This is a genomic window from Pelomicrobium sp. G1 (assembly GCF_051905455.1).
Classification (GTDB): Bacteria; Pseudomonadota; Gammaproteobacteria; order Burkholderiales; family UBA6910; genus Pelomicrobium.
The window spans coordinates 1-19590 of the sequence record NZ_JBQACR010000014.1; the positions used below are offsets into that span (position 1 = coordinate 1).

The following is a 19590-nucleotide window of genomic DNA, read 5'->3' on the forward strand; positions in this document are numbered from 1 at the left end:
AAGTCAAAACCATATCTCCGGCACCAGCCTTAGCTTATTCCTCCCCGGTGGCTGTCCAAGCTACCGTGACCACCGCACACTGAGCCGCCATCTTTACGAGATTTTGCCTTATTTATCGCCTTCTTCCCTCACGTCACTTCTGGTCCAATTTCAAGAGCGGGCGTACTCCTGCCTCAACTGCGCCATGGTCCAGCGCAGGCGACACTAGAGTATCTCAACGAAGGCTTTTATCTGATAACAAAGGGCTTAGTGAAGAAAATCGTTTTCGCCGACACTTTAGCAGCCTATCTAGTCAATCCTGCTTTGGTGGCAACGGAGCAGTATCCATCCTGGTTCCTCCTGCTTGCCCTCTACGCCTACAGCTTTCAAATCTACTTTGATCTTTCTGGGTATACGGACATTGCCAGGGGCAGCGCGCGGCTGTTCGGGTACGACTTGCCCATGAACTTTGATCGTCCTTACCTTGCAACCAGTGTCTCCAACTTTTGGCAGCGCTGGCATATTTCCATGTCTAGTTTTTTCAGAGACTACCTCTTTTTCTCTCTGGGCGGCTCGAAACGTGGCAATGTGTATCTCAACATAATCGTCACCTTCGTCGCCATCGGCCTATGGCACGGTGCCGGGTGGAATTTCGTCTTGTACGGAGCTGCGCACGGAGCCCTGGTGTGCATTGAGCGGATTGCAAGGGGACGAAACAAAGCGATGAGTCTAAGCCCGCAGCTCCCCACAAATCTTCTGCTGGTGGTTCGGATATTCCTCGTATTCAGCTTTGTTTCCCTCGCTAGGGTCTTGTTTATCACCGAGTCCCTGTCCGAGGCGGCGAGTTACATAACGACCGTTCTTTCGTGGACCGAGGATAGCACGCCACCTTATTGGCAAGGCTATCTAGCTCTTGCGGTGGGGGCCTTAATCCACTTCACGCCAAAAAAATTGGATAGCTCGCTCTATGACGTGGTTTCCCGACTTTCACCCATCGCGAAAGCCGCTGCATTTTCCTGCTGCGTTTACGCGTTGACCGTGGTGTCGACGGATACGCTGCCGTTCATATATTTTCAATTTTAGTTTTGACCGGTCCAAGGCATGGCCTTCCTTTCGACAGTAAATCGTCACTATTTACCAGTAGTCCTTCAACCTGACAGACTAGGTGGAACGCCGGGCGTCGCGGTTTACGCCTCCCGCAGGGCGTCCACGATGTTGAGCCGGGAGGCTCGCAGCGCGGGAAGGAAGCCGCCGGCGAGGCCCATGAGGGCGGAGAAAAGGAGCGATTGCATCACGATCCCGGGCGTCAGGGTGAAGCGGAAGGCGAGCTCCGAGAACGACTGCCAGTTGGTGGTAGACACGGTCACGAACTGCATGAGGGAGGCTGCGACGAGTCCGGCCGCGCCGCCCGCCAGGGCAAGAGCCACCGACTCGGCCAGGAACGCGGCCAAGATGCTTGCGCGGCGAAACCCCAGAGCCCGCAGGGTGCCGATCTCCCGCGTGCGGTTGGCCACTGCGGAATACATGGTGACCATGGCGCCGATCACCGCGCCGATGGAAAAGATGACGGAGAGTGTTATCCCCAGGATACGGATGAAGTCGGCCAGCACTTGGGACTGGTCGGCGTAGAATTGTGCCTCCCGCTTCGCTTCTACCGTGAGCCGCGGGTCCGCCTCGACGCGGCGTTTGTAGGCGTCGAATGCGGCCGGGTCGGAGAGCTTGAGCACCACCGAAGAATAAGCGTTGCGGCGGAAAGCCTGCATGAGCTGGTCGGCATCGCCCCACACCTCGGAATCGAAGCCCATTCCCTCGGCATCAAAAATCCCCACCACCGCCCAGTCGCGCATGCCGAAGCGCAGCCGTTCACCAATGCCGGCACCGACGAAGCGCTCGGCGATGGCGCGGCCGGCGATGATCTCGGAGGCCCCGGGCCGGAACAGCCGCCCTTCCACCAGCCGCACCTGGGAGCGAAGCTGCAGGCCGTGACGCCCGACGCCCCGAATCACCACGTTGGACGGGTCGCCGCTCGAGCGCTTGGGCAGGGTGATCAGTACCACCGTCTCGCGGGAGGCGAAAGGCGCGCCGTCCGGGGCGAGGGCCACTTCCGGCTGGGCCTCCACGATCATGGCTTGCACCCGTTCCACCGAGCTCTGCACCTCGGTGCCGGCGGCGCGGCGAGTCACCACCACGTTGTCGTAGGTACCCGTCTGCACCAGGGTCGCCCGCAGGCCCGCCTCCAGCATCAGCACCGTAGCGAACACGAAGACCACCAGCGCCATGCCGCCCGCCGTGAGGGCCGTAGTGAGCCGACGGGTGCGCAGGTTGCGGATCGAGTAGGAGAGCGGAACCGCCATGGGCTTATCCGATGTTGCGCAGCCCCTCCGCCACGGGAACCCGGGCCGCCCGCCACGCCGGAAGCACGGCCGCAGCCGCCCCCACCGCGCAGGCGCAGGCGAGCTGCAGCGCCACCGTCGAGCCCGAGACCTCGAACACCGGGAACAGGGTGCCCATGGCTTGGGCGAAGCGTCGGGAGACGGGAAACGTGAGGGCGATCCCGAGGGCGCCGGCCGTCACGGCGATGGCCAGGGACTCGCCGAAGATGAGCCCCGCCAGGAAGGACGGGCGGAAACCCAGGGCCTTGAAGGTCGCGTACTCGGAAGCCCGCTCCCGGGCGGTCATGGCCATGGTGTTGGCCATCACTGCCAGGATGATGGCGATCACCACGAAGGAGACCACCCGAATCAGGATCAGGATCGCCTCCGTCATGGACACGAAGGAAAGCTGGAACGCCTGTTCGCTCTCGGTGCGGGTCTCGGCGAGGGAGTTGCGGAACAGGGCGTCGATCGCCTCGGCCACCCGCGGCACGTCCTCGGCGGAGGCCACCTGCACCACGTAGACACCCACCGTGTCCGCCCGGCGCGGAAGCCGCTCCCGCACGTACTCGTTGAGATAGGTCCAATGGAAAAAGAACTGGGACTCGTCGGTGCGGGAATCCGCCCCCGTGTAGATGCCCCGCACCACGAACTGCCAGTCGCCCGGGTAGATGGTACCTTTGAGGGGCACCACGTCCCCTATCCGGAAGCCGAAAGTCTGCGCCGTCTTGCGCCCCACGATGGCGCCACGGCGGTCGCGCAGGAACTCCCGGAATTGGTCCTGGGGCACTCGGTACTCGGGGTATAGGCGGAAATAGCTCTCCGCCTCCACCGCGAACTGGGGGAAGAAATTTTTCTCCGAGACGTAAACGCCGCCGAACCAGTTGGCGTGAGAGACGCCCGTGACCCCGGGAACGCTACGGATTTTCGCTTGGTAGCTCAAGGGCAGGGGAAACACCAGGGAGATGGCGTTGCGGGTCACGAGGCGCGTGGCGGAAGCGCCCGCCGCCCCCGCGTACCAGGCGTCCACGATGGTCTGTAGGAGGCCAAAGGCGACGATGGCCACCACGATGCCCAGGGCGGTCAGCGTCGTGCGCAGCTTGTGGCGCAAGGCGTTGCGCAGGATGAGCTTGAGCGTGTACACGCTACTTGAGCTCCCCCTTCTCCAGGTGCCGCACCACGTGGGCCCGCTCAGCGGCCCGCTGGTCGTGGGTGACCATGACGATGGTCTTGCCCAACTCCCCGTTCAACCGGTTCAGGAGATCGAGCACTTCCCCGGCGGAGACCCGGTCCAAGTCCCCGGTGGGCTCGTCGGCCACGATCAGGGTCGGGTCGGTAACGATGGCGCGGGCGATGGCCACCCGCTGCTGCTGCCCGCCGGAGAGCTGGGCAGGGTAATGCGCCAGGCGGTCCTCAAGCCCCACCAGGGCCAGCGCCGCGGCGGCCCGCTCGCGCCGCTCGGACCCGGGCAGCCCGGTCAGGAGCAGGGGTAGCTCTACGTTTTCCAGGGCTGTGAGTACCGGGATCAGGTTGTAGAACTGGAAGACGAAGCCCACGTGGGCGGCGCGCCAGTCAGCGAGATCCGTCTCCGTGAGCCGGGTGATGTCCTCCCCCGCCACCACGATACGACCTTCGTCGGGACGGTCGATGCCGGCGATCAAGTTAAGCAGGGTGCTTTTGCCCGACCCCGAGGGACCCATCAGGGCGAGGAACTCGCCTTCGGGAACGTCGAGGCTCACGTCGGTGAGCACGGGCAGGACGTGCCCGTCGCGCCGGTAGGCCTTGAAGAGATGCCGGACCTCCACCGCGTTGCGGCGCGGCCCTTCCGCGTGCGGTTCTTCTGAGGTCATGTCAGGAAGTCGCGACCGCCACTCGCGCCCCGTCGCGCAGGTCCCGGGGCGGCAATTTCACCACTGTCTGGCCGGCCGCGAGCCCCCGGCGCACCTCCACGAGATCGCCGATGGGCTCGCCCACTTCCACGGGGGTAGCGACGGCGCGCCCTGAGGAATCGATGACGAACACCAGGGTGCGACCGTCTCGTTCCATGATCGCCTCCGACACCACCGCCAAGCGAGGGGTACGCTCCTCCGGGGGCACAGACCGGGACAGGAAGGCGACCCGAGCGCTCATGTCGGGCAGGATCCGGGGATCCAACTCGACGAAACCCACCTTGACCAGCACCGTGGCCTTGGAGCGGTCCACCGTGGGCACCATACGCCGCACCACGCCCTCGAAACGGGCCTCCGGCAGCGCGTCCAGTTGGATCTCGCACGGCTGGCCCACCGATACCTTGGACAGGTTCGCCTCGGAGACATCCGTCTCCACTTCCAGGGTACTCATGTCCGCCATGGACACCACCGCTCCTTTGGATTCGGGCGAGGGGTTGAAGGGGGAGACCACGTCGCCGATGTTGGCGTGCTTGACCAGCACCACCCCATCGAAGGGGGCGCGGATCAGGGTTTGCTCCACAGCGATCTCGGCCGAGCGCAGTCCCGCCTCCGCTACGGCGATGGCGGCCTTCGCCCCGGCCACCGCCGCGACGGCCTTGTCCCGGCGCGCCACCGCCTGGTCCAGGGCTGCCTGGGAGATGAAGTTCTTGGCCGCCAGCTCCTGGGTCCGCTCCAGGGCCCGCTGCGCGTCGGCAAGCTCGGCCTCCGCCTGGGCCAGGTTGGCCCGGGCCACCCGCAACTGGGCCGCCGCCTGGTCCCGGGCGGCCACCACGTCGCGATTCTCCAGCCGGGCGATGAGCTCACCCGCCCGGACCTGGCTGCCTTCCGCCACCCCCAGCCATTCCAGGCGCCCGGTGGCCTTGGACGCCACCGCCGCCTTGCGCTGGGGGACCACGTAGCCGGTGGCGTTGAGCAGGGTGTATTTCTGGGAGGGGAACACCTGGACTACCGTGGCGGCCCGCACCTCCACCCGCGCCTGGAAGAAGTACCAGTAGGCGCCCGCGGCGACGGCCAGGACGACGGCGATGAGCGCCGGCGCAAAGCGCCGGCGGCGGCGCGGGAGCCGGCGGTCGATCTTGAGGCGCTCCAGGTCCTGGCTAGGCACAGCTTTCCGGGGGCAGCGCGGAGGGCGCCGCCCTTCCCAAAAAAAGGGCAGATTATGGCCCAGAACCGCAGCCGACGGGTTGTCAGCCCAAGCGGCCGCGTGTTAAAAAAGGCAGGGCTCCGGGCCCTACCTGCCTGATAACAAACCGATCGCCGAAAACAGCCGGAGGAAACCGATGATCAGCACCCTGCGCCTTATCCTGCTTAGCTTGTCCGTCCTGGCCGCTGTACCCGCCGTCGCCCAGCAGCAGTTCATCAATGTGCTGACCGGCGGCACCGCCGGCATTTACTATCCGTTGGGCGTAGCCCTCTCCCAGATCTACACCAAGGCGATTCCCGAAGCGAAGTCCACGGTGCAGTCCACCAAGGCCTCGGTGGAGAACTTGAACCTGCTCCAGGCCGGCCGCGGCGAAATCGCCTTCACCCTGGGCGACGCCTTGTCGGACGCTTGGAACGGCAACGAGGAGGCGGGCTTTAAGGCGCCCCTCAAGAAGCTGCGGGGGGTCGCCGCCATCTATAACAACTACGTGCAAATCGTGGCGAGCGCCGAATCGGGCATCAAGACCCTGGCCGACCTCAAGGGCAAGCGGGTGTCGGTGGGCGCCCCCAAGTCGGGCACTGAACTCAACGCCCGGGCCGTCTTCAAGGCCGCAGGCCTCTCGTACAAGGACCTGGGCAAGGTGGAGTATCTTCCCTTCGGCGAGTCGGTGGAGCTGATCAAGAACCGTCAGCTCGACGCCACCCTTCAGTCCGCGGGGCTGGGAGTGGCCTCCATCCGGGATCTGGCCACTGCGGTGAGAATCGTGGTGGTGCCCATTCCGCCCGACGTGGTGGCCAAGGTGGGCGATCCGGCCTACCAGCCGGCCGTCATCCCTGCCGGCACCTACGAGGGCCAGACCCAGGACGTGCCCACCGCCGCCATCGCCAACTACCTGGTGACCCACGAGGGCGTGCCGGCGGATCTGGTGTATAAGATGACCAAGGCCATGTTCGAGAACCTGGACCAGATGGTGGCCGCCCACGCCGCCGCCAAAGCCATCAAGCTGGAGAACGCCCTAAGGGGCATGCCCGTGCCCCTGCACCCCGGGGCCGAGCGCTTCTATAAGGAAAAAGGCCTGATCAAGTAGCCGCCCTGGACCGAAGGAGCGCGGGGCGCCGGACCGGAACCGCCGGGAAGCGCCCCGCTTTTTTTCGTTTCCCCGCTGCGGTCCGTCACGCCTCGAGGCTCTCCCATGTCCTCGTTCCCACCCCCCGCCGCCGGGACCGACCCTTTCTTCCACCCGCCCGAGCAGTCGGCCCGGGCCGCGAAGGCGATCTTCGCCATCGGCGTCGCCTTCTCCGCCTACCAGGTCTTCACCGCCGCCTACGCGCCCCTGTCGAGCCTGGTCATGCGCTCGCTGCATGTGGGCTTCCTCATGCTCCTGGCCTTCGCCCTGTTCCCCACCTTCCAGCGCGGCGGGCGGCGCGACGCCTGGGTCGGTTGGGCAATGGGAATCATCGGCTTCGCCCTAGGCTTTTACCAGTGGATCTTCGAGGAGGAGCTGATTCTGCGCTCCGGGGACCTCACCCGGGAGGACATGATCGTGGGCGTAGCGGTGCTCGTGCTAGTGTTCGAAGCGGCGCGGCGCGTCATGGGGGCGGCCCTGCCCCTGATCTGTGCCGCGTTCCTCGCCTACGCCCTCTTCGGCCATCACCTGCCCGGAGCCCTGGCCCACCGGGGTTACGGCTTCGACCAGGTGATCAACCAGCTTTCCTTCGGCACCGAGGGCATCTACGGCATCCCCACCTACGTCTCCTCCACCTACATCTACCTCTTCATCCTGTTCGGCACCTTCCTCGAGCAGGCGGGGATGATCAAGCTATTCACCGATTTCTCCATGGGCACCGTGGGCCATACCCGGGGCGGACCCGCCAAGGTGGCGGTAGTGGCCTCGGGGCTCATGGGAACGGTGAACGGCTCGGGGGTGGCCAACGTGGTGACCACCGGCCAATTCACCATTCCCCTCATGAAGCGCTTCGGCTACCGTCCCGAGTTCGCCGGGGGCGTGGAGGCCACCGCCAGCATGGGAGGCCAGATCATGCCCCCGGTGATGGGGGCGGTCGCCTTCATCATGGCCGAGACCATCGGCGTGCCCTACGTGGAGATCGTCAAGGCGGCCATCATCCCGGCGCTGCTCTATTTCGCCACCGCCTTCTGGATGGTACACCTGGAGGCCGGGCGGCTGGGCCTGCTGGGACTGCCCAAGGAGGAGTGTCCCGACCCCTGGGCCGCGGTGCGCGCCGGCTGGTACCTGGTGCTGCCCCTGGCCGTGCTGGTTTACCTCCTCTTCTCCGGCTACACGCCCCTCTTCTCCGGCACCGTAGGGCTCGCCCTCACCGTGATCCTCATCTTCGGCACGGCCGTGGCGGCGCGCATCGGCCCCTTCGGGCTGCGGGTCCTCTTCTGGGTGCTGCTGGGCGTGCTGTCCTCGGCCTTCTTCAAGTACGGCATCACCGCGGTCTTCGCCGTCATCGGGCTGCTCGTGGCGATCAACCTGTTCGTGCGGGGCGGGCGGGCGGCGCTCCGGCTCGCCGTCAACGGCCTGGCCGAGGGCGCCAAGCACGCCCTGTCGGTGGGGGTCGCCTGCGCCCTGGTGGGGGTCATCATCGGCGTGCTGACCTTGACCGGCGCCGCCACCACCTTCGCCGGCTACATCATCCGCCTGGGAGAGCACAACCTGTTCCTATCCCTGGTGCTCACCATGCTCACCTGCCTGGTGCTGGGCATGGGGATCCCCACCATTCCGAATTACATCATCACCAGCTCCCTGGCCGCCCCGGCCCTGCTGGAGCTGGGCGTGCCCCTGATCGTGTCCCACATGTTCGTGTTCTATTTCGGCATCATGGCGGACCTGACGCCGCCGGTGGCGCTGGCGGCGTACGCGGCGGCACCCATCGCCCGCACCTCGGGGCTCAGGATCGGGGTCCAGGCGATGCGGGTGGCGATCGCCGGGTTCGTGGTTCCCTACATGGCGGTGTACGCCCCGGCCCTCATGCTCCAGACCGGGGACGCGGTGGACGTCATCTACATCGTCCTCAAGGCCCTGCTCTCCATCGGCCTGTGGGGCGCGGCTAGCATCGGCTACCTGTGGGCGCCCCTCGCTTGGGCCGAGCGGTTCCTGGCCGCGGCCGGGGCGTTTTTCCTGGTGGTAGCCCTGCCCATCACCGACGAGATCGGCTTCGGGCTCTGCGCCCTCACCCTGCTCCTCCACGGCTGGCGCTCGCGCAAGGCCCGCGCTACCCGCACGGCGTGACCCAGCCCCACTCCGCGGGCCGGGTGTAAAATGGACGGCGTTTCCCCGCACCCCCGTTGTCCATCCGTGCTCCGGAGCTTCCCATGAAACGCGACCATCCTCCCGTCAAACCCGTCTTCCGGTGGGACGACCCCTTGCTCCTCGAGGACCAGCTCACGGAAGAAGAGCGCATGGTGCGCGACGCCGCCCGCGACTACTGCCAGGGCAAGCTCATGCCCCGCATCCTCGAAGCCAACCGCCACGAGCGCTTCGACCGCGAGATCCTGAACGAGATGGGGGCCCTGGGCTTTCTCGGCGCCACCTTGGAGGGCTACGGCTGCGCCGGGGTAAACCACGTGTGCTACGGCCTGATCGCCCGGGAAGTGGAGCGGGTGGACTCGGGCTACCGCTCCGCCATGAGCGTGCAGTCCAGCCTGGTCATGTACCCGATCTACACCTACGGCTCCGAGGAGCAGAAGCAGAAGTACCTGCCCCGGCTCGCCACCGGGGAGCTCGCGGGCTGCTTCGGCCTCACCGAGCCCAACCACGGCTCCGACCCCGGCGGCATGGAAAGCCGGGCGAGAAAGGTCCAGGGGGGCTATGCTTTGCGCGGCGCGAAGACATGGATCACCAACTCCCCCATTGCCGACGTGTTCGTCGTCTGGGCCAAGGACGACGAGGGAGAGATCCGCGGCTTCATTTTAGAGAAGGGCATGAAGGGGCTTTCCGCCCCCAAGATCGAGGGCAAGTTCTCCTTGCGCGCTTCCGTCACGGGGGAGATCGTCATGGACGACGTCTTCGTCCCGGAAGGGAACCTGCTCCCCGGGGCGAAGGGCCTGAAGGGCCCCTTCGGCTGCCTCAACAAGGCCCGCTACGGCATCGCCTGGGGCGCCTTGGGGGCGGCCGAGTTCTGTTGGCACGCGGCCCGCAACTACACCCTGGAGCGCAGCCAATTCGGCCGGCCGCTCGCCGCCAACCAGCTCATCCAGAAGAAGCTCGCCGACATGCAAACCGAGATCGCCCTGGGACTGCAGGCGGTGCTGCGGCTGGGGCACCTCATGGACGAGGGCCGCGCCACGCCGGAGATGGTGTCCATGCTCAAGCGCAATTCCTGCGGCAAGGCCCTGGAGATCGCGCGCCTCGCCCGGGACATGCACGGCGGCAACGGCATCAGCGACGAGTACCACGTGATCCGCCATGTGATGAACCTGGAGGCGGTAAACACCTACGAAGGCACCCATGACATCCACGCCTTGATCCTGGGCCGCGCCCAGACGGGCATCCAGGCCTTCAGCGCATGACATGCCCGGTCCCCTTTCCCATGTTCGCGTCCTCGATCTCTCCCGCGTCCTCGCCGGCCCGTGGGCGGGCCAGGTGCTCGCCGATCTGGGCGCCGAGGTAATCAAGATCGAGCGTCCGGGCACCGGCGACGACACCCGCGAGTGGGGGCCGCCGTGGTTGAAGGATAAGCACGGCGGCGAGACCGCCGAATCCGCCTATTTTCTGTCCGCGAACCGGGGCAAGAAATCGGTCACCCTGGACATTTCCACCGCCGAGGGCCAGACCATCGCCCGGCGGCTGGCGGCCCGATGCGACGTGGTGCTGGAGAATTTCAAGGTGGGCGCCCTTGCCCGCTACGGCCTGGACTACGAGAACCTCAAGGCGCTGAATCCCGGGCTAGTGTATTGCTCCATCACCGGCTTCGGCCAGGACGGGCCCTACAGCGGCTACGCCGGCTACGACTTCATGATCCAGGGCATAGGGGGCCTCATGAGCATCACCGGCGAGCCGGACGACGTGCCGGGCGGCGGCCCTATGAAGGCGGGGGTGGCGGTGGCCGATCTCTTCGCCGGCATGTACGCGGCGGTGGCGGTGCTCGCCGCCTTGGCCCACCGGGAGCGCACCGGCGAGGGCCAGTACATCGATCTGGCGCTCCTCGACTGCCAGGTGGCGATGCTCGCCAACCAGGCGATGAACTACCTGGTGAGCGGCACGCCGCCCCGGCGCCTGGGCAACGCCCATCCCAACATCGTCCCCTACCAGACGTTCCGCACCCGGGACGGGCACTTGATCCTCGCCATCGGCAACGACCGGCAGTTCGGCCGCTTCTGCGAGCTGGCCGGCCGTCCGGCGCTCGCCGCGGACCCCCGCTTCGCCACCAACGCCGCCCGGGTCGCCCACCGCGACGCCCTGATTCCGATGATCGCCGAGACGATGGCGGCGCACTCCACCGGCGAGTGGCTCGCCCTGCTGGAGCCGGCCGGCATTCCCTGCGGCCCCATCAACACCCTGGATCAGGTGTTCAGCCATCCCCAGGTGGTCCACCGGGGCATGACCGTATCCCTTCCCCACCCGTGCAGCGGGATCGTCCCCCTGGTGGCGAGCCCGCTGCGCCTCTCCCGCACCCCGGTGGAATACCGGCGAGCGCCCCCGGCCCTCGGACAGGACACCGGGGAGGTGCTCGGGTCGCTGCTCAACATGGGCGACGAAGAAGTGGCGGTGCTTCGCCGGCGCGGCATCGTCTGAACGGCGCGCGATGGCCGATTCTCCCCCTTGCCGATCCGCGGCCCAGGCGGCCCCGGCCGGGGGCGAGCTGGGGCGAGGGCCGGCCGTGGGAGCGCTCGCGCTCCTCACCCTGGTCTGGGGGTACAACTGGATCATCATGAAGACCGCGACCGGCTACGCCGGTCCCTTCGATTTCGCCGCCCTGCGCTCCGTCCTTGGCACCGTTTTCCTGTTCGCGGCCCTCCTCGCCCTGGGCCGCCGGCTCAAGCCTCCGCCCCTCGCCCCCACCGTGCTGCTCGGTCTCGCCCAGACCGCCGGATTCACCGGCCTGTCCCAATGGGCTCTGGTGGCGGGGGGCGCGGGCAAGACTGCGGTCCTCGCCTACACTATGCCCTTCTGGACCCTGCTCCTCGCCGCCTGGCTGCTGGACGAGCGCATCCGCGGCATGCAATGGCTCGCGGTGGTCCTGGCCCTGGCCGGGTTGATCCTGGTCCTGGAACCATGGCGCCTGCAGGGGACCCTGGGGAGCGGGCTGCTCGCCGTGGGCTCGGGACTGGCCTGGGCCGCGGGCGCCATCGTGGTCAAGCGCCTCCAGGCCCGCCAGCGGACCGACTCCCTGGTCCTCACCGCTTGGCAGATGCTCTTCGGCAGCCTCCTTCTGGTGGTTCTGGCCCTGGCCGTGCCCCAGCCGCCGGTGCGCTGGACCGGCGCCTTCGTCGCCCTCCTCCTCTACATCTCCCTGGTGGGTACCGCAGCCGCCTGGCTCGCCTGGATCTTCGTGCTGAAGCGCCTTCCCGCCGGTACCGCCAGCCTGGGCATCCTGGCCGTGCCGGTGATCGGGGTCCTCGCCTCCGCCCTGCAGTTGGGCGAGCGCCCCAGCGGGCCCGAGTTCTGGGGCATGGTCTCGATCATGGGGGCGCTCGCGCTCCTCACCCTGCACGGGCTGAGCCTGTCTGCCCGCCAGGCAGGCCGCGGGCCAGGTGAAAGAATGGATCCGCCAGGTCACCCCCAGGACAAAACGAATGACGTGGAACGCGGTAACCACCGGCACGCCCAGGTGCAGCATCTTGGCGGTGATGCACATACCAGCACTTGGCGGCCCACGTCGGGGGTGAAATAGAGGCCGAGGGCCACGCCGATCACTAGCTGGCCGGCCTGGCGGCCCCCCGGCGGAGGTGTGAGGGGCCCGTGGAACCCCCGAGCTGCCGCCATGGCGGCCATGGGGCCCCACCAGCCAGGGCAAGGGAACTCGGGCCGCTTCGAAGAGGGCACCCGCGACGAGACCCAAAACGAGCGCCCCGGCGATCTCCACCACCCGTCCCGGGCCCTGGCTCATGGAGCATCCCTGCTTGCAGGGCTCCCGAACCGGGGGCGTCGTCGTGGGGATCCTGTTCTCCCTGCCGGAGCGCGGGTCCTCCTGAAGAGGAGGGCACAATAGCTCGGCACACCGGGAATGTTGCGTTGCAAAGCGCGCCGGGCAGTATACCCCACCTTTCCGCGCCCGGAGGAAGCGTCCGTCCCCAAGGACGCCTCCCTCCGCGCCTGGGGTGACGGGCGCGGGGGCGCAGGTAAGTGTATGATTCGAACTGCGGTGTCAATCCGACGCGATGATGACCCTCTCCCCCGCCGTCCGTGACGCGCTGCTTAATCTCGGGGTCGCGACCGCCTACTTCGGCCTGGCGGAACTCGCCAGGGCCCTGCTCTCAGCCCCCGTGCCGGCCTCCACCGTCTGGCCCGCCGCCGGGCTGGCCCTGGCCGCAGTGGCCCATTTCGGCGCCAAGCTCCTGCCCGGCGTGTTCGTTGGGGCACTGGCCGCTGCCCTGAGCGCGGGGGTCTCCCCGGCCACCGCGGCGGCCTTCGCCGCCGGGGCCGCCCTCGCCCCGGCCGCCGGCGGCCGGCTGCTGCGGCGCTACGGCTTGACCCGGGCTACATTTAAGCGACTGGAGAACGTGATGGCGCTCCTCGCCATCACAGTCGCAGTGGCGGCGATTCCCGCCACTGCAGGAACGCTAGCGCTCACCGTCTTCGACCCCGAGCGCCTCAGTTCCATAGCTCCCCTCTGGGCTGTCTGGTGGATGGGGGAAGCCATGGGCATCCTGGGGGTCACCCCTCTACTGCTCTCGGGGACCCGGGCGCCGCAACCCCGACTCACGCCCCGCCATGCCGTGGAGGCGACGGCGCTCCTCATCGCCCAGGTGACCCTCACAGCCGCCGCTTTCGACGGGGGGATCGCGGACCACGGAGCCGCCATCGCCCTCGCCTCCTTCGTCTTTCCCCTCATGGCCTGGTCGGCCCTGCGGCTGCCGCCCCCTTTTGCGTATCTGGGCGCGGTCCTGGCAGCGGCCGCGGCCGTCTGGGGCACGTCCCAAGGGAATGGCCCCTTCGCAGCCGAACCCGTCTGGCTGGGGCTTACCTACTTGAATGTCCCGGTCGCCGCGTTGCTCCTCATGTGCCAGCTGCTGGCCGCCACCAGCGTGCAGCGCCGGGAGTCCCTGGAAGCGCTGGCCCGCTCCGAGGAAAAGTTCCGTGCCCTGGTGCAGAACTCCAAGGACATCATCACCATCCACGATCCTGACGGCAGGACCCTGTACGAATCGCCTTCGGCGGAGCGCATCCTGGGCTACGGCCCCGGCGGGCTCATCGGCAAGAATCCCTTCAGCATCATCCATCCCCGAGAAGCGAACGCGGCCCGCGAGGCCTTTCTACGCCTGGTGCAAAGCCGCGACGCCGAGTTCTCCATGGAGCTGCGCTACCGCAAGGCCGACGGTACCTGGATCTACCTGGAGACGGTGGGGGTAAACCGGCTGCATTATCCGGGGATCAACGGCATCGTGCTCACCTCCCGGGACGTCACCGAGCGCAAGCTCGCCGAGCAGGCGCTCAAGGCGAGCGAGCAGCGCTACATGCTCGCCATGGAGGGGGCGAGCGACGGCATGTGGGAAATCGACACCGTCACCAAGGCCATTTACGTGTCGCCGCGGCTTCGTTCCATGCTGGGCCACCCGGAGGGCACCATCACCACCTTGGCTGCGTGGGAGGAGCTCATTCATCCGGAAGACCAGGAGGTCTACCGCCGGGCGCTAAGCGAGCACGTGAGCGGCGCGAGCCCTCACCTGGAGTGCGAGTTCCGCGTGCGGACCGCCGACGGCGAATACCGCTGGGTGTTTTGCCGCGGCAAAGCGGCCCGGGACAGGTACGGCAAGGCCCTGCGCATGGCCGGCTCCGTGATCGACATCACCGAGCGCAAGCGGGCTGAGGCGCGCATCGAGCATCTCGCCACCCGCGATCCCTTGACCGCCCTGCCCAACCGGGTGCTGCTTCACGACCGCCTGCAGCAGCACTTGATCGGCTGCCAGCGCAGCGGAACGTCCCTGGCGCTGCTGTTCATCGACCTGGACCGGTTCAAGACCATCAACGATTCCCTGGGCCACCACGTGGGCGACGAGCTGCTCAAGCAGGTGGCCCAGCGGCTGGAGAAGTGTGTGCGCCGGGACGACACCCTGGCGCGGCTCGGCGGAGACGAGTTCGTGGTGGTGCTCGCCGGCATCCGGGAGGAAACCGACGCGGCCCAGGTGGCGCAGAAGCTGCTGCGCAACCTCGCCGAGCCCTATTTCATCCAAGGCCGGCAACTGGCCACCACCGCCTCCATCGGCATCGCCATTCATCCCTACGACGGGCAGGACATCGCCACCCTGATGAAGAACGCCGACACGGCCATGTACCACGCCAAGGAGCGGGGCCGGAACACCTATCAGTTCTTCTCCAGCGACATGACCGCGAGGGCGCTGCAGCGGCTGACGGTGGAAAACGACCTGCGGCAGGCCCTCGAGCGCAACGAGCTGGTCCTCCACTTCCAGCCCCAAGTCAACGTCATGACTGGGGAGGTGGAAGGGGCGGAGGCTCTGCTGCGCTGGCGGCATCCGGAGAAGGGGCTGGTGCTGCCCACCCGCTTCATCCAGATCGCCGAGGAGACCGGCTTGATCGTGCCCATCGGCGAATGGGTGCTGAGAGCGGCCTGTGCCCAATGCAAGGCCTGGAACCTGGCGGGCTACCCGCACCTTAGGGTCTCGGTGAACCTGTCCGTCGGCCAGTTCGTCCGCCACGCGGACCTGCCGCGCGCCGTGACCCGGGCGCTGCGGGACGCCCGGCTTGATCCAGGTCAGCTCGAGCTGGAAATTACCGAGAGCCTGCTGGTGCAGAACACGGAGGAGCACGTGGCCACGCTGCAGAAGCTGGGCAGGCTGGGTACCTCTATCTCGGTGGACGATTTCGGCACCGGATACTCGAGCCTCTCCTATCTTAAGCGGCTGCCCATCGACGCCCTCAAGATCGACCGCTCCTTCGTGCGCGACCTGGAGGCGGATCCGGACGACGCCGCCATCGTGCGGGCTGTCGTGGCTCTAGCCCGCAGCCTGCGGCTCAAGGTGGTAGCGGAAGGTGTGGAGACCCAAGGCCAGCTCGATGCGCTGCGGCGGCTGGAATGCGACCTGTACCAAGGCTATCTCTTCAGCAAGCCCCTGCCGGCCACCGAGTTCGAAGCCCGCTTCCTGCGGCCGATCCCCCTGCCGTTCGCGGCGGATCCCGGCGCATGATCTTCGCCGCCGCAGGCCCCACGAAGGCGGGTGAAGGGAAGCCAGACGGGGTATCATCGCAGGCAGAATAAGACGCCGCCGGTCCCCCCGCCGGCGGTGCGGAGGAGGTCCATTGCAGGGAGGAACGGCACCCATCGCCGGAGCCATGAGGCTCGCGGCCACCGGTCTTGGCATCGCGGTCGCAGCCGCCCTGCTCGGCTGGGTGGGGTTCACCACCCTCTACGTCCACGGCCATCTTCCCACCCTGTGGCTGCCCTCGGGTCTCGGGCTGGCAGCGGTGCTCCTGTTCGGCCCTTGGGCTGCCCTCGCCGTCTTTGCGGGGACCGCTGCGGTCTTCGTCGACGCGGGCATGACGCCGGGCGCTGCCCTGGCGCTAGCCGGGGGCGAGGCCGCCGCGGCCCTCGCCGGGGCCGGCGTGCTGGCCCGCATGCCGGAGTTCAACTTCGGCCTCACCCGGCTGAAGGACGTGCTGTGCCTCGCCGGCCCGGGCGCCGTCTCGAGCGCCCTGGTGGCGGCCACGATCACGGCGCCGGCCTGTTACGGGTTCGGCTTGATCGAGCGGGAAGAAGTGGCCGGCGTATGGGGCCTGGCGCTCGCCTCCCACGCGGTGGGCGTCCTGGTGCTGACCCCGGCACTTCTCGGCTGGCGAGCCCGCCCATCCCAGGTCCGGCCGTCGCGGGTGCTGGAGCTCGCCTGCGCCGCGGCGGCTGCGGGGACCCTCGCCTATGCCATGTATTGCAGCGCGTTCGGGCCCTTGGCAAACCGGGGCATCATGGGGATCCTCCTGTTCCCCCTCCTCGCCTGGGGAGCGTTGCGGTTCAAGCCGACAGGCGCAGCTCTGGTGAGCTTGGCGGTGGCCGCCGGCGCGGTGGTGGGCACGGCCCTCGACGGTCCCTTGCCCGGCATGGATGCGCCCGAGCATTCCCTGACGCTCCTCGTCTTCCTCGCTGCCGTTTCGGTCACGACCCTCACCCTCTCGAGCCTCTACGCCCAGCAGCTCGCGGCCGAGCAAGCGCTGCGCCAAGGCGAGGAGCGCTTCCGCCGGCTGACGGAGCTCTCGGCCGACTGGTACTGGGAGCAGGACGAGTCCCTGCGCTACACCTTTATCTCGGGCGGCATCTCCGCGGCCGCCGGCCGGCGGCCGGAGGAGTACCTGGGAAAGACCCGCTGGGAGCTGCCCTTTCTGCGGCTCGGCGAAGAGGCGCTGCGCCGGCACCGGGCGGCGCTCGACGCCCGGCAGCAGTTCCGCCACCTGGTGGTGGAGAGCGTCGACCGCCAGGGCGAGGTCCATTACGTCTCCATCAGCGGCGAGCCGGTGTTCGACGCGGAGGGCCGCTTCCGGGGCTACCGGGGCACGGGAGCCGACGTGACCGCCCGCGTCCTGGCGGAACGGGCCCTGCGCCAGCGGGAAGCCCAGCTTCGTCTGATCGCCGAGAACGTGCCGGCCATGATCGCCCACCTGGACGCCGGTTTGCGCTACCGCTTCGCCAACCAGCGCTACGCCGGCCTCTTCGGCTGGTTCGCCGACCGGATGGTCGGGCGCCACCACCGGGAGGTGATCGGCGAAGAGGCCTACGCCTTGGTCGAGCCGTACTTCCGGCGGGTGCTGGCCGGCGAGAGCGCGAGCTACACCCGGGTCCTGCATTCGGAAGGGGTGGAGCGGGAGATCGAAGTCATTCTGGTCCCGGACTCCTCCGACGGACAGAAGGTGATCGGCATCTACGTTATGGCCACGGACGTCACCTCCCGCAAGCAAGCCGAACTGGCGCTCAAGAAAAGCGAACAACGCTACCGCGCCCTGGTGGAAGTGAGCCCCGATGCCATCTTCATTTCCCGGAATGGGGTGATCGAGTTCATCAACCCAGCGGGGCTGGCGCTTCTGGGTGCGAAATCCGCCGGCGAGATCCTCGGCCGCCCCCTCCTGGACTTCATTCACCCCCGGGACCACGCAGTGGTGGCCGAGCGCATCGCGGCGGTGAAGGCGGGCTTCTCCGTGCCGCCCCTGGAGGAGACCTACCTGCGCCTGGACGGCACGCCGGTGCCGGTGGAGGCAGTGGCCTCCGCCCTGGTGGACGAGGGTGGGTTTGCCATCCAGTCCATCGCCCGGGACGTGAGCGAGCGGCAAGCCGCCCAGTCGGAGCTGCGTCGCAAGGAGGCGCTGCTCCACGCCGCCATTAGCAACGCACCCCTCATCCTCTTCACCCTAGACCAAGAAGGCCGCTTCACCTTCTCCGACGGAAAGGCATTGGAAGCTCTGGGCTTCAGGCCGGGACAGGCGGTGGGCCGCACCCTCTGGGAGCTGCACGGGGACCTGCCGGCGGTGATCCAACAGACCCGGCGGGTCCTGCAGGGAGAGCGGGTGGTCTACGAGGTCCAGGTGGCGGGGCGTCACTTCGAGGTCCACAGCTCTCCCACCCATAACGATGCCGGAGAGGTGAACGGTGCCATCGGGCTCGCCGTGGACATCACCGAGCGCAAGCAAGCAGAAGCGCGCATCCAGCAGCTCGCGACCCGGGATCCCCTCACCGGTCTTCCCAACCGCCTGCTGTTGCAGGACCGGGCGATCCACTGCCTGGCCCAAGCGCGGCGCCGCCAGCGCCGAGTGGCGCTGCTCTTCATCGACCTGGACCGGTTCAAGACCATCAACGACTCCCTCGGGCACCACGTGGGCGACGCCCTCCTCAAGGAAGTGGCGAACCGCCTGTCCGGCAGCCTGCGAGCCACGGACACCTTGTCCCGGCTCGGTGGCGACGAATTCCTGGTGGTGATCCAGGACCTGCTGCACAGCCAGGACGCGGCTCGGGTGGCCGAAAAGCTCCTCGACGTCTTGAACGACCCCTTCGCCGTCGAGGGACACACCCTCAACACCTCGTGCAGCATCGGCATTAGCGTGTTCCCGGACGACGGGGAGGATCTTTCCACCCTCATGAAGAACGCCGACACCGCCATGTACCATGCCAAGGAGCAGGGCCGAAACAACTACCAGTTCTTCTCCGGGGAAATGATGGGACGGGCGATGCGGCGCCTGACCATGGAAAACGCCCTGCGGGGCGCCACGGAACGGGGGGAATTCGTCCTGCATTACCAGCCCCAGGTGGCGATCGGCAACGGAGCGGTGATCGGGGCCGAAGCCCTGATCCGCTGGCTCCACCCGGAGCGGGGCTTGGTGCCACCCGCCGAGTTCATCCCGCTGGCCGAGGAGATGGGCCTCATCCGTCCCGTCGGCGAATGGGTGATCGCCGCCGCGGCGGCCCAGGTCGTCGAATGGGAGCGGGCAGGGCTGCGCGTGCCCCGGATCGCCGTGAATCTCTCCCGCGCCCAGCTCCGGCCCGACCTGCCGGACACTCTGGCCCGCATCCTCGGGCGCAGCGCCCTCGCGCCCCGGCGCCTGGAGCTGGAAATCACCGAAAGCCTCCTCATGCAAAACGTGGACGAGGCGGTAGCGGTGCTCGAGCGCATCGAGGCACTGGGAGTGCGCATCGCCATCGACGACTTCGGCACCGGTTACTCGTCCCTCGCCGTGCTCACCCGGCTGCCCATCGACGCGATCAAGATCGACCGGGCGTTCGTCCAGGACATCGAGGTGAACCGCAACGCCCAGGCGGTGGCGAGCGCCATCATCGCCATGGCCCGGAGCCTCCACCTCACGGTGCTGGCCGAGGGCGTGGAGCGCGAGGAGACTCTGGCTACCCTGGCGGAGCTGGGCTGCGACGGATACCAGGGCTACCTGCGCAGCCCGCCCCTTCCCGCGGAGGAGTTTGCCGCCCGCTTCCTCGCCCCCGCCGGCGTCCGACCGGCGCTCCCGCCTTGACCGGGC

Annotated in this window: 11 protein-coding genes and 2 pseudogenes; 8 read left to right on the forward strand and 5 right to left on the reverse strand. The window is 67.6% G+C overall.

The window, feature by feature from the left end; genetic code table 11:
• Nucleotides 1–93: 93 nt before the first annotated feature.
• Nucleotides 94–1062 (forward strand): annotated as a pseudogene (locus tag ACTFO6_RS13370) (MBOAT family O-acyltransferase); the annotation flags it as partial.
• A 104-nt stretch (nt 1063–1166) separates the two neighbouring features.
• Here ACTFO6_RS13370 and ACTFO6_RS13375 read toward each other — a convergent pair.
• Genes ACTFO6_RS13375 through ACTFO6_RS13390 form a run of 4 tightly spaced genes read right to left on the reverse strand, consistent with a single transcriptional unit; the run spans nt 1167 to nt 5405 of the window.
• Nucleotides 1167–2333, reverse strand: a complete 1167-nt coding sequence (locus tag ACTFO6_RS13375; protein ID WP_439934942.1) for an ABC transporter permease — start codon at nt 2331–2333, stop codon at nt 1167–1169.
• A 4-nt stretch (nt 2334–2337) separates the two neighbouring features.
• A complete protein-coding gene (locus ACTFO6_RS13380) occupies nt 2338–3495 on the reverse strand; it encodes an ABC transporter permease (protein ID WP_439934943.1) in 1158 nt (385 codons plus the stop codon).
• 1 nt (nt 3496) lies between these two features.
• Nucleotides 3497–4201, reverse strand: coding sequence for an ABC transporter ATP-binding protein (locus ACTFO6_RS13385; RefSeq protein ID WP_439934944.1), 705 nt, complete (start codon nt 4199–4201; stop codon nt 3497–3499).
• A gap of 1 nt (nt 4202) precedes the next feature.
• Nucleotides 4203–5405: an efflux RND transporter periplasmic adaptor subunit gene (locus ACTFO6_RS13390; protein WP_439934945.1), complete on the reverse strand. Its 1203-nt coding sequence runs from the start codon at nt 5403–5405 to the stop codon at nt 4203–4205.
• Between the two features lie 175 nt (nt 5406–5580).
• Here ACTFO6_RS13390 and ACTFO6_RS13395 point away from each other — a divergent pair, with 175 nt between their 5' ends.
• From ACTFO6_RS13395 to ACTFO6_RS13415, 5 genes are all read left to right on the forward strand, one after another.
• Nucleotides 5581–6531, forward strand: a complete 951-nt coding sequence (locus ACTFO6_RS13395; protein WP_439934946.1) for a TAXI family TRAP transporter solute-binding subunit — start codon at nt 5581–5583, stop codon at nt 6529–6531.
• 105 nt (nt 6532–6636) lie between these two features.
• Nucleotides 6637–8697, forward strand: a complete 2061-nt coding sequence (locus ACTFO6_RS13400) for a TRAP transporter permease (protein WP_439934947.1) — start codon at nt 6637–6639, stop codon at nt 8695–8697.
• Between the two features lie 83 nt (nt 8698–8780).
• Nucleotides 8781–9977, forward strand: a complete 1197-nt coding sequence (locus ACTFO6_RS13405; RefSeq protein ID WP_439934948.1) for an acyl-CoA dehydrogenase — start codon at nt 8781–8783, stop codon at nt 9975–9977.
• 1 nt (nt 9978) lies between these two features.
• The gene (locus ACTFO6_RS13410) at nt 9979–11202 is read left to right on the forward strand and encodes a CaiB/BaiF CoA transferase family protein (protein WP_439934949.1); all 1224 of its coding nucleotides are present in this window, start codon (nt 9979–9981) and stop codon (nt 11200–11202) included.
• Nucleotides 11203–11287: 85 nt separating this feature from the next.
• Nucleotides 11288–12301, forward strand: a complete 1014-nt coding sequence (locus tag ACTFO6_RS13415; protein ID WP_439934950.1) for a DMT family transporter — start codon at nt 11288–11290, stop codon at nt 12299–12301.
• A 29-nt stretch (nt 12302–12330) separates the two neighbouring features.
• Here the strand turns inward: ACTFO6_RS13415 and ACTFO6_RS13420 are convergent.
• A pseudogene (locus ACTFO6_RS13420) lies at nt 12331–12402 on the reverse strand (hypothetical protein); the annotation flags it as partial.
• A gap of 386 nt (nt 12403–12788) precedes the next feature.
• Here ACTFO6_RS13420 and ACTFO6_RS13425 point away from each other — a divergent pair.
• Nucleotides 12789–15773, forward strand: a complete 2985-nt coding sequence (locus ACTFO6_RS13425; RefSeq protein ID WP_439934951.1) for a bifunctional diguanylate cyclase/phosphodiesterase — start codon at nt 12789–12791, stop codon at nt 15771–15773.
• A 145-nt stretch (nt 15774–15918) separates the two neighbouring features.
• Nucleotides 15919–19584, forward strand: coding sequence for an EAL domain-containing protein (locus ACTFO6_RS13430; RefSeq protein ID WP_439934952.1), 3666 nt, complete (start codon nt 15919–15921; stop codon nt 19582–19584).
• The last annotated feature ends 6 nt before the right edge of the window (nt 19585–19590 follow it).